The organism is Pseudomonas sp. P5_152 (assembly GCF_033989915.1).
Classification (GTDB): Bacteria; Pseudomonadota; Gammaproteobacteria; order Pseudomonadales; family Pseudomonadaceae; genus Aquipseudomonas.
Genome location: NZ_JASFAH010000002.1, coordinates 2156017 through 2173738 on the forward strand (window position 1 = coordinate 2156017; position 17722 = coordinate 2173738).

Sequence of the window (17722 nt, forward strand, 5' to 3'; positions counted from 1 at the left end):
CAATCTGGTTATACTATGAAGACGACATTCGCCGAAAATTCGCACTTGCTCATAGAGCAACTCACAAATTTTACCTTAGCCTGATCCGTTACCAGTGAAAGTAACGTCCAGTCTATCTTTCTATCACATACCCAAATTTTTAAAGAACGATCTAATCTTAAAGATCAGAAATCAACATTCACCATCGCCTCGATGGAATGCTCATTTCTAAGCTTTACGACAAACAACAACCCTATGCCTCAGGGCTGTTTCTCGTCTTCTTCAATGAATCAAGCAATTCGTGTGGGAGCTTATGCAGCAGCTGATGTCGTCGATTAAGGAGGTGATCCAGCCGCAGGTTCCCCTACGGCTACCTTGTTACGACTTCACCCCAGTCATGAATCACACCGTGGTAACCGTCCTCCCGAAGGTTAGACTAGCTACTTCTGGTGCAACCCACTCCCATGGTGTGACGGGCGGTGTGTACAAGGCCCGGGAACGTATTCACCGCGACATTCTGATTCGCGATTACTAGCGATTCCGACTTCACGCAGTCGAGTTGCAGACTGCGATCCGGACTACGATCGGTTTTGTGGGATTAGCTCCACCTCGCGGCTTGGCAACCCTCTGTACCGACCATTGTAGCACGTGTGTAGCCCAGGCCGTAAGGGCCATGATGACTTGACGTCATCCCCACCTTCCTCCGGTTTGTCACCGGCAGTCTCCTTAGAGTGCCCACCATTACGTGCTGGTAACTAAGGACAAGGGTTGCGCTCGTTACGGGACTTAACCCAACATCTCACGACACGAGCTGACGACAGCCATGCAGCACCTGTCTCAATGTTCCCGAAGGCACCAATCTATCTCTAGAAAGTTCATTGGATGTCAAGGCCTGGTAAGGTTCTTCGCGTTGCTTCGAATTAAACCACATGCTCCACCGCTTGTGCGGGCCCCCGTCAATTCATTTGAGTTTTAACCTTGCGGCCGTACTCCCCAGGCGGTCAACTTAATGCGTTAGCTGCGCCACTAAGAGCTCAAGGCTCCCAACGGCTAGTTGACATCGTTTACGGCGTGGACTACCAGGGTATCTAATCCTGTTTGCTCCCCACGCTTTCGCACCTCAGTGTCAGTATCAGTCCAGGTGGTCGCCTTCGCCACTGGTGTTCCTTCCTATATCTACGCATTTCACCGCTACACAGGAAATTCCACCACCCTCTACCATACTCTAGCTTGTCAGTTTTGAATGCAGTTCCCAGGTTGAGCCCGGGGATTTCACATCCAACTTAACAAACCACCTACGCGCGCTTTACGCCCAGTAATTCCGATTAACGCTTGCACCCTCTGTATTACCGCGGCTGCTGGCACAGAGTTAGCCGGTGCTTATTCTGTCGGTAACGTCAAGACAGCAACGTATTAGGTTACTGCCCTTCCTCCCAACTTAAAGTGCTTTACAATCCGAAGACCTTCTTCACACACGCGGCATGGCTGGATCAGGCTTTCGCCCATTGTCCAATATTCCCCACTGCTGCCTCCCGTAGGAGTCTGGACCGTGTCTCAGTTCCAGTGTGACTGATCATCCTCTCAGACCAGTTACGGATCGTCGCCTTGGTGAGCCATTACCCCACCAACTAGCTAATCCGACCTAGGCTCATCTGATAGCGCAAGGCCCGAAGGTCCCCTGCTTTCTCCCGTAGGACGTATGCGGTATTAGCGTCCGTTTCCGAGCGTTATCCCCCACTACCAGGCAGATTCCTAGGCATTACTCACCCGTCCGCCGCTCTCAAGAGAAGCAAGCTTCTCTCTACCGCTCGACTTGCATGTGTTAGGCCTGCCGCCAGCGTTCAATCTGAGCCATGATCAAACTCTTCAGTTCAAACATCTTTGGGTTTTTAAGAAACCCTAAACTTGGCTCAGCAATCGTTGGTTACATCTTTGATTTCTCGCGGAGTAACTTGTGATGCTGATAATCTTTTTGACTATCAGTCTGACAGCACAAGCACCCACACGAATTGCTTGATTCAGTTGTTAAAGAGCGGTTGGTTAAGATCTTTCGTCTCAACCGAGGCGCGCATTCTACAGCAGCCTCATTTGCTGTCAAGCGGTATTTTCAGAAGTTTTTGAAGATTTCCTCAACAACTTCAACCACTTGCGCTTCCGATCACTCGGTAGCGGGAGGCGAATTCTACAGCGTTACACGCTGCTGTCAACACCTCTTTTTCAACTCCTTTCGTGCTTCGATGAACTGAAGCAACCTGCTGCCGAAAACTGCGTAACTCATTGTTTACCAAGGAGTTTTCCGTTTCGACTGCGCCGGAAGTGGGGCGAATTATAGACACCTGAGATCTGCCGTCAAGCGTTAATTAAGCTTTTGTTGCAGAAGGTGCCTTTTTTACCCTTTAGACGCGGAATTCGCCGGGCAATGGCAGGCACACGCAAGACTAATAGCAGTGCACCTATAGAGGCATAGATCGCCCACTCTTTCAGGTCCGCACGAACTATCCATAACATATGCAGCAAACCAAGCCCCAAAATCACGTAGACCAGGCGGTGCAACTTCCTCCAGCGCACACCCAATCGTCGCTGACTGTATCGATTGGACGTTGCCGCCAGCAGGAGCAACCCCACTAGGCCAAGACTGCCAACAATAATGTATGGCCGCTTGCTCAGCTCCACCCCCAACTGCGACCAGTCCAGGCCAAGGATAAATACCAGGTAGGCAGACAGATGCAGTACTGCATAGGCAAAACTCCACAACCCCAGTTGCCGCCTGACCGCAATCCAGCCCGCCCAACCGCTCAATTTCTGCAAAGGCGTCATGCTCAACGTAATCAAGAGCAGCGTCAGGGTTCCCAAACCCAAGCGATCGACCAGCACCTTGCCCGGGTCAGGCCCCAACGCCGAACTCCAGGCTTCATACAACCAGAGCAGCGGCCACACCGCCGCCGCTATGAAGACGGCACTGCGCCACACCACAAACCGCATCAGTAGTTCGTCCTCAAGTCCATGCCTGCATACAGGCCGGCTACTTCATCTGCGTAGCCATTGAACATCTGGGTGGCACGCACATTGGGCTTGAACAATCCGCTGGGCAAACGCCGCTCCCGCGCCTGGGTCCAGCGCGGATGATCGACAGTGGGGTTCACATTGGCGTAGAAGCCATACTCATCCGCGGCAATGCCCTGCCAGGTGGTTTTTGGCTGCTCGCTGACCAGACTGATGCGCACGATGGATTTGACACTCTTGAAGCCGTACTTCCACGGCACCACCAAGCGCAATGGCGCGCCGTTCTGGTTAGGCAATTCACGCCCGTACATCCCGACTGCCAGGATCGCCAGCGGATGCATCGCCTCATCCAGGCGCAGCCCTTCTATATAAGGCCAGTCGATCAGGGCAAAACCGGAGCGCTGGCCCGGCATGCTCTGAGGGTCCTGCAAGGTTTCGAAGCGAATGTACCGGGCCTTGGAAGTGGGCTCGACCTGCTTGAGCAATGCAGAAAGAGGAAAGCCGATCCAGGGGATCACCATCGACCAAGCCTCCACACACCGCAGTCGGTAGATGCGCTCCTCCAACTGATAGGGTTTCATCAGGTCTTCCAGGGCATAACGCCCCGGTTTCCCCACCTCCCCGTCCACCACCACGCTCCAGGGTTCGGTTTTCAAGGCGCCGGCATTGGCGGCCGGATCCCCCTTGTCGGTGCCGAACTCATAGAAGTTGTTGTAGTGGGTCGCATCCTTGAAGGGCGTGATCGACTCATCCTTGACGTTGACCGCCCCCCAACGAGTCGCCGGGAGTTTCTCGTTGAACCAGGCTGGCGCCTTGCCCGGCTCGACGTCCGGGTATCGTGCGACGTCATCGGCGCTGGCCCAGCGCGGCAGACTGCTGGCAGCCATTACGCTGACTGCACTGCCCAGCACGCTGCGGCGAGATATATAGAGGGATTCAGGCGTGACGTCCGACTCAGGCCAGTCGGACGATTTGGGGAATTTGAATAACATGACAACTCCGCAGCATTGGAGGACTGATGCACCAATAGACTGCGGAGTATGGGGGAAATTACCTCACTCGGCTTTTTTGTGCCGGCGAAGGTGTAACAAGTACTGCACCGGACCAGAGGCGGCATAGGCGAGAAACACCAGGAGCAGAATGCGCGGCGGATCGCTGAACACCACGGCAAACACCAGCACCACCGCCAGGATCGCCACAAAAGGCACACGCCCCTTCAGGTCCAGCTCCTTGAAGCTGTTGTACTTGATGTTGCTGACCATCAACATGCCGGCCGCAGCCACCATCAGCGCCACCAGGAAGGACATTTTCGAGCCCTGGATCCCGTAGTCACTGAAGGCCCAGACGATACCCGCCACCACACCCGCGGCAGCCGGGCTGGCCAGGCCGATGAAGTAACGCTTGTCCGCGGTCCCCACCTGGGTGTTGAAGCGCGCCAGACGCAAGGCCGCGCCCGCCACATAGATGAAGGCAACCATCCAGCCGACCTTGCCCATATCGCCCAGGGCCCAGCCGAAGGCCAGCAACGCCGGTGCAACACCAAAGGCAACCATGTCCGACAGCGAGTCGTACTCGGCGCCAAAGGCGCTCTGGGTATTGGTCATCCGCGCTACCCGGCCATCCAGGCCGTCGAGCACCATGGCGACAAAGATCGCGATTGCCGCGAAAGCAAAGTACTTGCTCGCGCCGGCAGCATCACCGGCACTCAAGGCGCTCTGCGCGCTCATCGAGTTAATGATGGAGTAGAACCCCGCGAACAGGTTCGCGGTGGTGAACAGATTCGGCAGAAGATAGATACCACGATGCCGGACTTTACGGCCTTCAGCATCATGCCCTTCTTCGATGTGTTCATCGATGGGCAGCAGGCTTTCGGCGTCAGAAGCCTGGTTTGGCTCTTCGGGACGTTCGCTCATGGACAGTACCTTGCAACGGTGTGGAAATTTTTGACAGGTGTCTGCGTCAACGGTTCGCAGCACAAACGATGCAGCTTTATACCAGAACCAGCCCGCCAAACGAAAAAACGCGGCATAAGCCGCGTTTTTCGTACAGGGTCGTGACTTAGTTTTTGGCTTTGTCGACGATCTTGTTGGCACCGATCCACGGCATCATCGAACGCAGTTGCTCGCCGATGATTTCGATACCGTGTGCAGCGTTGTTACGACGCTTGGCGGTCATCGAAGGGTAGCCGGTTGCACCTTCGCTGATGAACATCTTGGCGTACTCGCCGTCCTGAATGCGTTTCAGGGCGTTGCGCATGGCCTGACGGGATTCGGCGTTGATGACTTCCGGGCCGGTCACGTACTCGCCGTACTCGGCGTTGTTGGAGATCGAGTAGTTCATGTTGGCGATACCGCCTTCGTACATGAGGTCAACGATCAGCTTCAGTTCGTGCAGGCACTCGAAGTAGGCCATTTCTGGCGCGTAGCCAGCTTCAACCAGGGTTTCGAAACCGGCTTTTACCAGCTCAACGGTACCGCCGCACAGAACGGCTTGTTCGCCGAACAGGTCGGTTTCGGTCTCGTCCTTGAAGGTGGTTTCGATGATGCCGGTACGACCACCGCCAACGCCAGCCGCGTAGGACAGTGCAACGTTTTTGGCATTGCCCGAAGCATCCTGGTAGATCGCGATCAGGTCAGGAATACCGCCGCCTTTGACGAACTCGGAACGCACGGTGTGACCCGGAGCCTTCGGCGCGATCATGATCACGTCGAGGTCAGCGCGCGGCACAACCTGGTTGTAGTGGATCGCGAAGCCGTGGGAGAACGCCAGGGTGGCGCCCTTCTTGATGTTCGGCTCGATTTCGTTCTTGTACAGGGCAGACTGGAACTCGTCCGGGGTCAGGATCATGACCAGGTCGGCAGCTGCAACAGCGGAAGCCACGTCAGTCACTTTCAGGCCGTGAGCTTCAGCCTTGGCAACGGTAGCCGAACCTTTACGCAGGCCAACGGTAACGTCAACGCCGGAATCTTTCAGGTTGCACGCTTGAGCGTGACCTTGGGAACCGTAACCGATGATGGCAACTTTCTTGCCCTGGATGATGGACAGGTCGCAGTCTTTTTCGTAATAAACTTTCATGAAATTCCCCTATATATCCAGGCCGTTCAGGCCATTCGCTAATTTGGTTTAGATGCTGAGTACTTTGTCGCCGCGGGCAATACCGGTTACGCCGCTACGGACGGTTTCCAGGATCGAAGCGGTGCCAATGGACTGGATGAAGCTGTCGAGCTTGTCGCTGGTACCGGTCAGTTGAACGGTATACACGCTGGCGCTGACATCTACGATCTGCCCACGATAAATATCCGTAGTGCGTTTGATCTCGGCGCGCTGGGCACCGGTAGCCTTGACCTTGACCAGCATCAGCTCGCGCTCGATGTGCGCGCTTTCCGACAGGTCGACCAGCTTGACCACTTCGATCAGCTTGTTCAGGTTCTTGGTGATCTGCTCGATGACTTCATCGTGCCCTACGGTGGTCAGCGTCAGACGCGACAGGGTCGGGTCTTCGGTAGGTGCCACGGTCAGGCTTTCGATGTTGTAGTTACGCTGCGAGAACAGCCCGACTACACGCGACAGAGCGCCCGGTTCGTTTTCCAGAAGCAAGGAAATAATGTGCCGCATGATTAAGTACGCTCCGTCTTGCTCAGCCACATATCGCGCATGGAGCCGTCTTTGATCTGCATCGGGTAGACGTGCTCGCTGGTGTCGACCGAAATATCGATCACGACCAGGCGATCCTTCATGGCAAACGCTTCTTCCATCTTCGACTTGAGGTCTTTCGAGTCGGTGATGCGCACGCCGACGTGACCATAGGCCTCGGCCAGCTTGACGAAGTCAGGCAGCGACTCCATGTAGGAGTGCGAATGACGGCTGCCATAGCTCATGTCTTGCCACTGGCGAACCATGCCCAGCACACCGTTGTTGAGGATCACGATCTTGACCGGCAAGCCGTACTGCAGGCAGGTGGACAGCTCCTGGATGTTCATCTGGATGCTGCCTTCGCCTGTGACGCAGGCAACATCGACATCCGGGAAGCTCAACTTGATACCCATGGCCGCCGGGAAACCGAAGCCCATGGTGCCCAGGCCGCCGGAGTTGATCCAGCGGTTTGGCTTGTTGAACTTGTAGTACTGCGCCGCGAACATCTGGTGTTGACCCACGTCGGAGGTCACAAAGGCATCGCCCTTGGTCACTTCGCACAGAGTCTCGATCACGGTCTGCGGCTTGATGACGCTGCCATCGCCCTTGTCGTAAGGGAACAGGCCGCGATCACCGCGCCACTCGTCCACTTGCTTCCACCAACTGGCAACGGACTCCTTGTTCGGGGTCTCGCCGATTTCCTTGAGGATCGCGACCATTTCGTTCAGGACGCTTTCCACCGGGCCCACGATTGGCACGTCGGCCTTGATGGTCTTGGAGATCGAAGCCGGGTCGATATCGATGTGGATGATCTTGGCATTCGGGCAGAATTTCGCCGGGCCGTTGATCACTCGGTCATCGAAACGCGCGCCGACCGCCAGGATCACGTCAGCATGGTGCATGGCCAGGTTGGCGGTGTAGCTGCCGTGCATGCCGAGCATGCCAATGAACTGACGGTCGGTGCCAGGGTAGGCACCCAGGCCCATCAGGGTATTGGTCACGGGCAGGTTGAGCATCTGGGCCAGTTCGGTCAGCGGCGCGGAGCCGCCACCGAGGATCACGCCGCCACCTGCGTACAACACAGGACGCTTGGCCGCCAGGAGCATTTCTGCCGCCTTGCGGATTTGCCCGGAGTGACCACGAACAGCCGGGCTGTAGGAACGCAGCTTGGCTTTTTTCGGGAAGACGTATTCGAACTTCTCGGCCGGGTTGGTCATGTCTTTCGGAATATCGACAACCACCGGACCAGGACGACCGGATTGCGCCAGGTAGAACGCCTTCTTCATGACTTCCGGGATTTCCGAAGCGTGCTTGATCATGAAGCTGTGCTTCACGATCGGCCGGGAGATACCGATCATGTCGGTTTCCTGGAACGCGTCGGTGCCGACCATGGTGCTAGGCACCTGACCGGAAATGATCACCATTGGAATCGAGTCCATATAGGCGGTGGCAATCCCGGTGATGGCGTTTGTGGCGCCTGGACCGGAAGTCACCAATACCACGCCGGCTTTACCGGTGGCACGGGCATAGCCGTCAGCCATATGGGTAGCCGCTTGTTCGTGGCGAACCAGGATGTGAGTCACTTCCGGTTCTTTGAACAGGGCATCGTATACATGAAGGAGAGCACCACCCGGGTACCCGTAGATATATTTGACGCCTTCGTCACGCAAAAAGCGGACGAGCATCTCACCGCCAGATAAAAGCTCCACGTTGTTCACCTCTAAAACGCCAGAATACCGCCCACATAAGGGGACGGGTCTTAATAGGTTTACTTCTCAGCAGAGCATGAGCGACGGTGGTCGCCGACTACGTCAGCACTGACTGAGCAAGTATTGGGAGCGTCCCAAGTGTTGCGGGACTTTCCCACCCAGCGCGAGGTAACGCGTTGCGGGTGTAACAGGTCGGCGCGGATGTGCGCCTCATGATCTGCTGAGCGGGCCTGCTTCTGGCAGTCCCTCTACAGCGGACTTTGGATTCTTCTGTTTCGCCCTCTGCAAGTCAAGCCGTCAATGTGCTTAATTCGAACTAAGCGCATGAGAACGCAAGAAAAAACCGCCAAACCCCAGGTCGGATTATTTCAATTGCGCAGTTTTGGCAGGAAAATGGCATACGAACGCACCGGTCGCGGCGCACAGAGGGGATTTTCTGGGGGATTGAACGTCACCGCCAGCAGGACGCTGGCAGTGAGCACATCAACGGGAGGCGCTGATCAGTTGGTCGAACTCTTTGAGCAGAACCTGCAATTGACGATCCCGGCCCTGGACATCGCGGGCGGCGAAGACCATTTCGGCCATCTCCTGAATCCCCGAGGCGTTGGGCAAGGGCAGATCCTGTTCGAGGATCAGCTTCATACGTGGCAGGAAGATCCATTGCAGCCACTGCTCGAAGTCCAGGGTGTCGACCGAAAACGGCTCGACGCTGGACAGCGCCTGCGCAGAAGGCGAAACCTCGTCCCACCAGCCCTGGACCCGCAATTCGCGCTCGATCAGCAACAGTTGCTCGGCAATCTTCGGAAAACGTTGATCCATCACAGCGTAACCTTGGCCTTCTGCCGCGCCTGGGCCGCACCGGCGGCATCGCCCTGCTGCTCACGCGCCTGGGCGATCAACCCCCACAGGCTAGCCTGCAAGTCAGGACGGCCATTGGCCAGGGTCAAACCACGACGGGCGAACTGCTCCGCCTGGGGCGCATCGCCTTGGGCCATGCGCACTTGCGCCAGGCGATAGAGCACTTGCGGCTCACGCGGGGCTACCCGCTGGGCCCGCTCAAGGCTCGAAGACGCGCCATTGAGGTCACCACCCGCCTGTTGCTGCTGGGCCGTGGTGAGCAAGGCCAGCACCGGACCGTCCAACTGCTCGTCAGCCGACAGGCCACCGGCCGCGCTGCTGGCAGAAGGCACGCCGCTCGGCGTCGGCGGCAGGCTGTAGCTGGTGCTCGGTACGAGCGGGCCACTGTCGACCGGCCCCGGAGTAATCGGCCCGGAACTGATCGGGCCTGGGGTGATCGGCTGGGTGCTGATCGGCATCGAGGTCGTGGCGCCGCCCCCTGGCACCATCACCACCACACCGGTATCACCCTGTGGGATGGCCTGGACCTGGCCCTGTGTCGGGCGGGTCACGGTGGTCTTGCGAAAGCCGCCGTTGGCAGAGAGCCGCTCGCTGTTGGACACCGCAGTGCCCGAATCGACCACCGGAATCGAGCCGCGCTGCACGGTCGAGCAGCCACTGAGCAAAGTCAGAGCCGTCAGCGTCACCGCTGGAAAAAACCACTTGTTCACTTGAAACCCTCTCTGCTTAATTCATCCAGCCCTTGACCCAGTCCATCACCGATTCGCCTGAGGCGGGGTCTGTGCCACCGCAGGCGGCGCCGGGAGGCGGTTCGCTGCCGCGAATATACGGCATCTGCACCGCGCCCGGGCAACTGGCATCCGAGCCCTGCCCGGTCCGCGAATCGACCCAGGCCTGCACGATGTTGTCCGGCTGTGGCATGTCCAGCGGCAGCGGGTCGGCCTTGCGCATGAAACTGCTCCAGACCTGCAGCGCACCGGTGGCCCCGGTGAACGGCGTCTTGCCGTTGTCATCGCGGCCCAGCCACACCACCGCCAGCAGATCCTGGCTGAAACCAGCAAACCAGCTATCGCGCGAATCGTTACTGGTACCGGTCTTGCCTGCCAGGGTCAGCGTCTTGGGCAGCACGTTATAAACCGAACTGCCGGTACCCTCGCGCATCACCCGCTGCATGGCGCTCTGGATCAGATAAATGGACGCCGGATCAAAGCGCTGCTGGATCTGGAATGGATAACGCTTGAGCGGCTCGCCCTCGGCCGTCAGCACGCTGCGAATCCCGCGCATCGGCGTATTAAAACCACCGTTGGCCAGGGTCTGGTACATGGTTGCCACTTCGATCGGCGTCAAGGCACCCGCCCCCAACAACATCGACGGGAAGGCCGGGAACTCACGCGTGACGCCGAGGCGGCCGAGGGTCTTCAGGACATTCGGCACCCCGACTTCCAGACCCAGGCGTGCGGTCGAGAGGTTGTAGGAATGCGCCAGCCCCTGATACAGGAAGACCGTGCCGTGGGACCGACGATCATAGTTCTGCGGTTTCCAGACCTGGCCATCGGCGCCTTTTACCGAGAACGAATCGTCGGACAGCCAACTGGTCAGGGTGTACTTGCTCGGCTTCTCCAGCGCCGTCAGATACACCGCTGGCTTGATCAGCGAACCGATCGGGCGCACCGCATCCAGCGCCCGGTTGAACCCGGCAAAGCCGGCCTGGCGACTGCCAATCATGGCCTGTACTTCCCCGGTTTCCGGGTTGGTTACCACCATTGCCGCCTCGACCTCGTCCGCACCTTTGCGTCCGGAAAGACGCTTGAAGGTGTCGTTGACCGAAGCTTCCGCTTTCATCTGCAGGATCGGGTCGAAGCTGGTGAAAATCCGCAGGCCTTCTTCCGTCAAGTCTTCGTCGCGGTAGTCTTCGCGCAGTTGACGCTTGACCAGGTCGATAAAGCCCGGGAACGAACTGTCGGCCAGCTTGCCGCGGGTGGTCACACCCAGTGGCAGCTTTTTCGCGGCTGCCACCTGCTCGGCCGTGGCCACGCCCTGCTGCTCGAGGACATCCAGCACCAGGTTGCGCCGCTCAAGCGCCCGCTCGGGGTTGCGCCGCGGGTTGTAGTAGGACGGCCCCTTGACCATGCCCACCAGCATGGCCACTTGATGCAGTTTCAGCTCGGACAACGGCTGGCCGAAGAAGAACTGACTCGCCAGGCCAAACCCGTGCACCGCGCGCTGGCCATCCTGACCGACGAACACCTCATTGAGGTACGCCTCAAGAATTTCGCGCTTGTCGTAATGCAACTCAAGCAACATCGCCATCATCGCTTCGGTCAGCTTGCGGCTCAGGCTGCGCTCGTTGGTCAGGTAGAAGTTCTTGACCAATTGCTGGGTCAGCGTGCTGCCGCCCTGGGTCATTTTGCCGCCAGAGGTGTTGACCCAGACGGCCCGGGCAATCGATTTGGGCGATACACCCCAGTGGCTGTAGAAATCCCGGTCCTCGACCGCGACCAGGGTTTCCAGCAAATAGGGCGGGACCTGATCGAGCTTGATCAGAATCCGATCTTCGAGATTTTTCGGGTAGATCCCGCCGATCAGCAACGGCTCCAGCCGCACCACGGACAGCTTCGACCCGTTCAGCGCGGACAGCTCGGCCACGTAGTCGCCGGAGAAGCGCACACGCACCGGCTGGGCCTTCTCCATGCCTTCATAGAACTGGAAACCACGGGTATTCAGGTCCACGGTATTGCCACTGACTGCCGCCGCACCCGGGCCATTGGCCACGCTTTCGCGGCGATAGCCCAGGGCATCGAGTTCCGTGAGGAAATCTTGCTTGCTGAGCTTTTGTCCGACGAACAGCTCCAGCGGACGGGCGTAAACCTTGGCTGGAATGGTCCAGCGCTTGCCGGAGAACTTCTCCTGGACCACGGCATCAAGGTAAACAGCAAAGCCTGCCAGCACCACGAGGCCGACCAGACTGAGCTTCAGGGCCCAGCCCAGCCAAGGGCTCAGGCCTTTGGAGGGACGTTTTTTAGCAGTGCGGGGGGATCGGGTACGAGTCATGGCGGCGGATTATACGCACTTTATTCCTGATCAACATGAGCCCCGCGAGGTTTGCGTTGGCCCCGCTTGCGGCCATAATGGCGCCCTTGAATTTTTCCAGACTCTGAAGGATCGCCCGTGAGCCAATCCCTGATCGCTGCCCTGCAAAACCCGGCCCTCTACCCGCATCCGGTAGACGGATTCCAGGTCATCGAGACGCACATCTCCTGGGTGCTGCTCACCGGCCCCTACGCCTATAAAGTGAAAAAACCGGTGAACTTCGGCTTCCTCGACTTCACCACGCTCGACGCTCGCGAGCACTTCTGCGCCGAGGAACTGCGCCTCAACCAGCGCCTGACCAACGACCTGTACCTGGAAGTCTTGCCGATCACCGGCAGCGCTGAAGCCCCCCAACTGGGCGGCAGCGGTCCGGTACTGGACTACGCGCTGAAAATGCGTCAGTTCCCGCAAAGCCAACTGCTCAGCACTCTGCAGGCCAACGGCGAGCTGACCACCGCGCACATCGACGCGATGGCCCAACAGATTGCCCGCTTCCACCTCGAAGCGCCGCGCGTTCCGGCCGACCACGAAGCCGGCACACCGGACAGCGTCATGGCCCCGGTACAGCAGAACTTCGAGCAGATTCGTCCGTTCCTCAACGACAAGGCCGACCTGCTGCAACTCGAAGCCCTGCAAGCCTGGGCGCAAAGCAGCTTCGAGCGCCTCAAGCCGCTGCTGGCCCAACGCAAGGCCGAGGGTTTCATCCGCGAATGCCACGGTGATATCCACCTGGGCAACGCCACCGTGATCGACGGCAACGTGGTGATTTTCGACTGCATCGAATTCAACGAGCCGTTCCGCTTCACCGATGTCTATGCCGACACCGGTTTCCTCGCGATGGACCTGGAAGACCGCGGCCTGAAAAGCCTCGCTCGCCGCTTCATGAGCCAGTACCTGGAGCTGACCGGCGATTACCAGGGCCTGGAGCTGCTGAACTTCTACAAAGCCTACCGCGCCCTGGTGCGCGCCAAGGTCAGCCTGTTCAGCATGCCTGCCGATGCGACCCCCGTGCAGCGGGCCACTACCCTGCGCCAGTACCGCAACTACGCCAACCTGGCGGAAAGCTACAGCACCATCCCATCGCGCTTCCTGGCCATCACCCACGGCGTCTCGGCAGTCGGCAAAAGCCGCGTGGCCATGCGCCTGGTTGAAGCGCTGGGCGCCATCCGCCTGCGCTCCGATGTCGAGCGCAAGCGCCTGTTCGGCGAGCAACAGGTACCCAACGATCCACAAGCCGGCATCTACGGCGCCGACGCCAGCGCCGCCACCTATGCACGCCTGCACGAGATTGCCGACGTGATCCTGCGTGCCGGCTTCCCAGTGGTGCTCGACGCCACGTACCTCAAGCGCGAGCAGCGCGATGGCGCGGCGCACGTTGCCGAGGCCACTGGCGCACCCTTCCTGATTCTTGACTGCAACGCGCCCCAAGCCGTGATCGAGAGCTGGCTGGCCCAGCGCCAGGCCGACAAAAACGATCCATCCGACGCCAACCTGGCCGTTATCGCCGCTCAACAAGCCAATCGCGAAGCCCTGACGCCTGCAGAGATTCTCTGCAGCAAACGGGTGCAGACCAACGAAAGCGGGACCCTGGACACCGTCGTCGCCCAGATCCGCCAGCGCCTGCCAGGCCTGTAAGCACGCGAGGTAACCGGCGTGAGGTCGTGATGACCTCACGCCGGTTACGTAGTGGCACTATACTGGCGTCATAAATCCAACACGGTGACGCCCATGAGCCAGCCCACACTGCTCGATACCCCGCTCTACGCCCTGCTGCATAAAGACGACATCCATGGCTTCAACCGCGAACGCCCACAGAACGGCACCATCGACATGGTGGGCGGTGATTTTCGCGGCCTCGATCTGCGCGAACTGAACGCTGCAGGCATTGATTTCAGCGATGCCTACTTCCGCTCCGCCGACCTGCGCGGCATTGATTTTCGCCAGGCCTCCCTGGAAGGCGCGAGCCTGGCCCATGCGCAAATTTCCGGCGCCTACTTCCCGCCCGAACTTTCGGCCGACGAAATCCTTATGTCGATGAACTTCGGTACCCGCCTGCGTTACCGCACCCGCTAATCCGACTCACACCCACTGAGCCTCTGGCGCCGCCACGGGGCCGGACTTGGTGCGTCGTTTTCACGACACCCGCCCCCGTCGCAACGCCTCTCGCAGAGCCATCTGGCACATGGCCTTAGAAGCTTTTGCGTTCAAACCGACCAAAGAACTACGCTTTTCCTACTGACCGCTACACTCCTCAAAGGTCCGCCCAACGCACTCTTCGCCCATCGCAAGGAGGCTTGATGAATGACGAACTGCAACACCTGAAGAATCTTGGCAAGACGTCGGCGCAATGGCTGCATGCCGTAGGCATTCACAGTGCTTCGGATTTGCGCCGGCTGGGGGCGGTGGATGCTTACAGGGCGGTACGCACCCGCGGGTTCCGTGCATCGAAGGTGCTGCTGTACGCGATCGAGGGGGCACTGCTGGACATGCACTGGAACGATATTCCCGCCGAACGCAAAGACGCCCTCAACAAACAACTGGAAGCCATCTCGTCCCGACAAAAGAATTGAGCCCGTTCGACAGCGGGCAACCCCAGGGTTTACAGGGGTTTCAAACAAGCGTTTAGAGAAATGAAAAAGAATTCGAGAATCATCCGTTGACTTAGAAATGAGAATCGTTATGATTATCACAACTGGTCGCGAGATCAGCTGATCTTCTGGAAGACCATTGGTTCGGACTCTCAGATTATCTCCTCATCAGGCTAATCACGGTTATTTGACCCGGCTCTTGCCGGGTCTTTTTTTGCCTGTCGATTACCCACCGTCAGTCGCTCACTGGCGCATTGAGGCGCAATAATCCTGCACCGGCCGGACGGCCGTGTACCAGGCGTAATCCGCCGAGGCCGTTGCCACTGGCTGACCTTTCTCCGCCAGCATCAACACCACCGCTGGCGGGCGCGCGTCGAGATCCGCCATGTGCACCGGCACCCCGAGATCCAGGCGAGCGTGATAACCACCGGCCAATAGCATGGCGGGCGTCGGTGCAATCATCAGGCGCTCGGCCATTCGCCGATCGCGGTGTTGCTGCACGGCCAGCATCGCCGGCATCTGGCTTTCGGGTAGCAGGCCGCAATGGGATAACGCAATTTGCGCCAGCAACGACGCCCTGACCGAGGCCGCATTCGAGCGCCCACCGCTCAGGGCTGGTGCCTCTTTGTAGAGACGCCGCACCTCAGGCCCATCGAGATTGGCTGCCAGCAAGGGATAAGGCTGGGCCAAGGCATAACGCACAATCGGGCCATACAGACTCCAGTCCCAACCCGGCTGCCAGGCCAGCGCGGCCGGCAGATCAGCCGGCCATTGCCCCGGACTGCGTGCGCGCAGTTGATCGACCGCGGCCTGTTGCCCGGGGGTGAGCATTTCCAGCAACAGACTGCCTTGCGCCCGGCGCTGGGCCAACGCGTGCAACAGCCATAGTTGGACCTGGTGGTGATCAGGGTTGTCATGCTGCTCGCCGACGATCACCCGGGGCGCTGCGGCCAAACGCTCGACCAGCGCCTGGGCCGTCAGTGTCTGCCCGCTGCGCAGATCGATAATCTCGCCAGCAGGCTGGCCTACGCCTGTCGGCACCCCGCTCTGGCAGGCCGCCAGCAGCAGGCACAACAGAATCAGGATTCGACCCATGAGCTCACCTCAACGAGCAATGATCAGCGGATGCCCACGCTCCGGGTGCGGCTGCACCAACACCTCCAGGCCGAACACCGCCTGCAGCGACTCGGGGCGCAGTACCTGTTGCGGGGTGTCCAAGGCGTGGGGGCGACCGTTTTCCAGGAGCAGAATGCGGTCACAGTAGCGCGCGGCCAGATTCAGGTCATGCAGGATCACCAGCACCGCCGCACCGCGATCGGCAAACTGGCGCACAGCCTGCAACGTCGTGTGTTGATGCAGGGGGTCGAGCATCGAGGTTGGCTCATCGAGCAGCAAGGTCTGCCCTGCTTCACCCGGCCATAGCTGCGCCAGCACCCGCGCCAGGTGCACCCGCTGGCGCTCACCACCCGAGAGTGCGGTGTAGCTGCGCCCGCTCAAGTGGGCAACGTCAGCTGCTTGCAAGGCGGCGGCGACAATTTCGTCATCTCGCTGGCGGCCGGTCTGATGCGGCAAGCGGCCCATGCCGACCACCTCCTCGACGCGGAAGGCGAAATCCAGGGTCGAACTCTGCGGCAGCACGGCCAGACGTTGCGCGCGCCGGGCGCCGTCCCACTCATTCAATGGGCGCTGGTCCAGCCAGACGTGGCCATGATCGGCACGCAGTTCCCCGCACAGGGCTGCCAGCAAGGTGCTTTTGCCAGCACCGTTGGGGCCCAGCACACCAAGCACCTCGCCTGGGTTGAGCGCAAGGTCGATGTCCGCCAGGACGATGTTGCCGCCTCGACGGATTTGCAGGTTTTCCACGCGCAGCATCAGGCACGACCTCGCAACAACAGGAACAGAAAGAACGGTGCACCAATGAACGCGGTGACGATGCCGATTGGTAATTCCGCCGGTGCCAGCGCCAGGCGCGCCACCAGGTCGGCCAGCAATAACAGGCTGGCACCCGCCAGGATCGAGGCCGGCAGCAACACCCGGTGATCAGGTCCGGCGAGCAACCGCACCAGGTGCGGCACCACCAGGCCGACAAAGCCGATCATCCCCGCCGCCGCGACAGCCGCACCCACCCCTAGCGCAGTGCAGAACACCAGTTCGCGCTTGAGCCGCTCGACATTGATCCCCAGGTGACTGGCCTCGGACTCGCCAAGCAGCAGCGCATTCAATGCCTTGGCCCGGCGCGGCAACCATAGCGCCACCACCACCGTCACCAGCAGCAAGGGCCAGAGCCGCGCATAACTGGCGCCATTGAGACTGCCCAGGTTCCAGAACGTTAGGGTGCGCAAGGTCGCATCGTCGGCCAGATAAGTGAACAAGCCCACCGCCGACCCCGCCAACGCCGTCAGGGCGATGCCCGCCAGCAACATGGTCGCGACGTTGGTCTGGCCGTTGCGCCGGCCCAGACGATAAACCAGCGCCGTCACCCCCAGGCCGCCGAGGAAGGCACAGATCGACAACAAGTACGGACCGATCGCCTCCGGCATTCCGCCAAACAACGAACCACCGACAATCGCGATCGCCGCGCCGAGGGCCGCGCCACTGGAAACCCCCACCAGACCCGGGTCCGCCAGCGGGTTGCGGAACAGCCCCTGCATCGCCACCCCAGACAGGGCCAGGACGCCACCCACCGCCAGCCCGAGCAAGGTACGCGGCAAACGGATCTGCCCGAGTATCAGCTCGGCCTGCTCCAGGCCATCACCGGCAATCGGCAACCCGAGCATGCGCAGGGCCGCACGCAAGGTGTCCAGCAACGGCAAGCTGACGGGGCCCAGGGCCAGGGACAGCCAGATCGCCAGCACACACAGC

The 17722-nt window shown here is 59.6% G+C and carries 15 protein-coding genes and 1 rRNA gene; 3 read left to right on the forward strand and 13 right to left on the reverse strand.

Going from position 1 to position 17722, the window contains the following annotated elements; genetic code table 11:
• Positions 1-315: 315 nt before the first annotated feature.
• From QMK50_RS09760 to mrcB, 10 genes are all read right to left on the reverse strand, one after another.
• Positions 316-1852 (reverse strand): 16S ribosomal RNA (locus tag QMK50_RS09760).
• Between the two features lie 476 nt (positions 1853-2328).
• Positions 2329-2961, reverse strand: coding sequence for a protein-methionine-sulfoxide reductase heme-binding subunit MsrQ (msrQ, locus tag QMK50_RS09765; protein WP_320333020.1), 633 nt, complete (start codon positions 2959-2961; stop codon positions 2329-2331).
• Positions 2961-3974, reverse strand: coding sequence for a protein-methionine-sulfoxide reductase catalytic subunit MsrP (msrP, locus tag QMK50_RS09770; RefSeq protein WP_320333021.1), 1014 nt, complete (start codon positions 3972-3974; stop codon positions 2961-2963). Before msrP ends, msrQ begins: the two co-directional genes overlap by 1 nt.
• 63 nt (positions 3975-4037) lie before the next feature.
• A complete protein-coding gene (gene pssA / locus QMK50_RS09775) occupies positions 4038-4895 on the reverse strand; it encodes a CDP-diacylglycerol--serine O-phosphatidyltransferase (protein WP_095166608.1) in 858 nt (285 codons plus the stop codon).
• Positions 4896-5040: 145 nt separating this feature from the next.
• On the reverse strand, positions 5041-6057 hold the full coding sequence (gene ilvC / locus QMK50_RS09780; protein WP_007948647.1) for a ketol-acid reductoisomerase: 1017 nt from the start codon (positions 6055-6057) through the stop codon (positions 5041-5043).
• Positions 6058-6105: 48 nt separating this feature from the next.
• Positions 6106-6597 (reverse strand): acetolactate synthase small subunit, encoded by a 492-nt coding sequence (ilvN, locus tag QMK50_RS09785; RefSeq protein ID WP_003176102.1) that lies wholly within the window; start codon positions 6595-6597, stop codon positions 6106-6108.
• Positions 6598-6599: 2 nt separating this feature from the next.
• Positions 6600-8324, reverse strand: a complete 1725-nt coding sequence (locus QMK50_RS09790; protein WP_095166633.1) for an acetolactate synthase 3 large subunit — start codon at positions 8322-8324, stop codon at positions 6600-6602.
• A gap of 483 nt (positions 8325-8807) precedes the next feature.
• Positions 8808-9143: a YqcC family protein gene (locus QMK50_RS09795; RefSeq protein WP_095166606.1), complete on the reverse strand. Its 336-nt coding sequence runs from the start codon at positions 9141-9143 to the stop codon at positions 8808-8810.
• Positions 9143-9892 carry a hypothetical protein gene (locus QMK50_RS09800; RefSeq protein WP_320333022.1) on the reverse strand — a complete coding sequence of 250 codons (750 nt, stop codon included), beginning with the start codon at positions 9890-9892 and terminating at the stop codon, positions 9143-9145. Before QMK50_RS09800 ends, QMK50_RS09795 begins: the two co-directional genes overlap by 1 nt.
• A gap of 16 nt (positions 9893-9908) precedes the next feature.
• Positions 9909-12233 carry a penicillin-binding protein 1B gene (gene mrcB, locus QMK50_RS09805; protein ID WP_320333023.1) on the reverse strand — a complete coding sequence of 775 codons (2325 nt, stop codon included), beginning with the start codon at positions 12231-12233 and terminating at the stop codon, positions 9909-9911.
• Between the two features lie 117 nt (positions 12234-12350).
• On the opposite strand from mrcB, the gene QMK50_RS09810 reads away from it, so the two are divergent.
• The 3 genes from QMK50_RS09810 to QMK50_RS09820 all read left to right on the forward strand — a co-directional run bounded on the left by QMK50_RS09810 (position 12351) and on the right by QMK50_RS09820 (position 14842).
• Positions 12351-13907 (forward strand): AAA family ATPase, encoded by a 1557-nt coding sequence (locus QMK50_RS09810; RefSeq protein ID WP_159997991.1) that lies wholly within the window; start codon positions 12351-12353, stop codon positions 13905-13907.
• 93 nt (positions 13908-14000) lie between these two features.
• The gene (locus QMK50_RS09815; protein ID WP_095166598.1) at positions 14001-14345 is read left to right on the forward strand and encodes a pentapeptide repeat-containing protein; all 345 of its coding nucleotides are present in this window, start codon (positions 14001-14003) and stop codon (positions 14343-14345) included.
• 224 nt (positions 14346-14569) lie between these two features.
• Positions 14570-14842: a TfoX/Sxy family protein gene (locus tag QMK50_RS09820; protein WP_095166596.1), complete on the forward strand. Its 273-nt coding sequence runs from the start codon at positions 14570-14572 to the stop codon at positions 14840-14842.
• Positions 14843-15103: 261 nt separating this feature from the next.
• Here QMK50_RS09820 and QMK50_RS09825 read toward each other — a convergent pair whose 3' ends face one another.
• Genes QMK50_RS09825 through QMK50_RS09835 form a run of 3 tightly spaced genes read right to left on the reverse strand, consistent with a single transcriptional unit; the run spans position 15104 to position 17715 of the window.
• Positions 15104-15955 (reverse strand): ChaN family lipoprotein, encoded by an 852-nt coding sequence (locus QMK50_RS09825; protein ID WP_320333024.1) that lies wholly within the window; start codon positions 15953-15955, stop codon positions 15104-15106.
• 9 nt (positions 15956-15964) lie between these two features.
• Positions 15965-16732 carry a heme ABC transporter ATP-binding protein gene (locus QMK50_RS09830; RefSeq protein ID WP_320333025.1) on the reverse strand — a complete coding sequence of 256 codons (768 nt, stop codon included), beginning with the start codon at positions 16730-16732 and terminating at the stop codon, positions 15965-15967.
• Positions 16732-17715 carry a FecCD family ABC transporter permease gene (locus tag QMK50_RS09835; protein ID WP_320334510.1) on the reverse strand — a complete coding sequence of 328 codons (984 nt, stop codon included), beginning with the start codon at positions 17713-17715 and terminating at the stop codon, positions 16732-16734. Before QMK50_RS09835 ends, QMK50_RS09830 begins: the two co-directional genes overlap by 1 nt.
• Between the last annotated feature and the right edge of the window lie 7 nt (positions 17716-17722).

Bases quoted from the DNA above. Each gene is read 5' to 3' on its own strand.
- msrQ (WP_320333020.1), bottom strand. From the start codon at position 2,961: ATGCGGTTTGTGGTGTGGCGCAGTGCCGTCTTCATAGCGGCGGCGGTG.
- msrP (WP_320333021.1), bottom strand. From the start codon at position 3,974: ATGTTATTCAAATTCCCCAAATCGTCCGACTGGCCTGAGTCGGACGTC.
- pssA (WP_095166608.1), bottom strand. From the start codon at position 4,895: ATGAGCGAACGTCCCGAAGAGCCAAACCAGGCTTCTGACGCCGAAAGC.
- ilvC (WP_007948647.1), bottom strand. From the start codon at position 6,057: ATGAAAGTTTATTACGAAAAAGACTGCGACCTGTCCATCATCCAGGGC.
- ilvN (WP_003176102.1), bottom strand. From the start codon at position 6,597: ATGCGGCACATTATTTCCTTGCTTCTGGAAAACGAACCGGGCGCTCTG.
- QMK50_RS09795 (WP_095166606.1), bottom strand. From the start codon at position 9,143: ATGGATCAACGTTTTCCGAAGATTGCCGAGCAACTGTTGCTGATCGAG.
- mrcB (WP_320333023.1), bottom strand. From the start codon at position 12,233: ATGACTCGTACCCGATCCCCCCGCACTGCTAAAAAACGTCCCTCCAAA.
- QMK50_RS09815 (WP_095166598.1), top strand. From the start codon at position 14,001: ATGAGCCAGCCCACACTGCTCGATACCCCGCTCTACGCCCTGCTGCAT.
- QMK50_RS09820 (WP_095166596.1), top strand. From the start codon at position 14,570: ATGAATGACGAACTGCAACACCTGAAGAATCTTGGCAAGACGTCGGCG.
- QMK50_RS09825 (WP_320333024.1), bottom strand. From the start codon at position 15,955: ATGGGTCGAATCCTGATTCTGTTGTGCCTGCTGCTGGCGGCCTGCCAG.
- QMK50_RS09830 (WP_320333025.1), bottom strand. From the start codon at position 16,732: ATGCTGCGCGTGGAAAACCTGCAAATCCGTCGAGGCGGCAACATCGTC.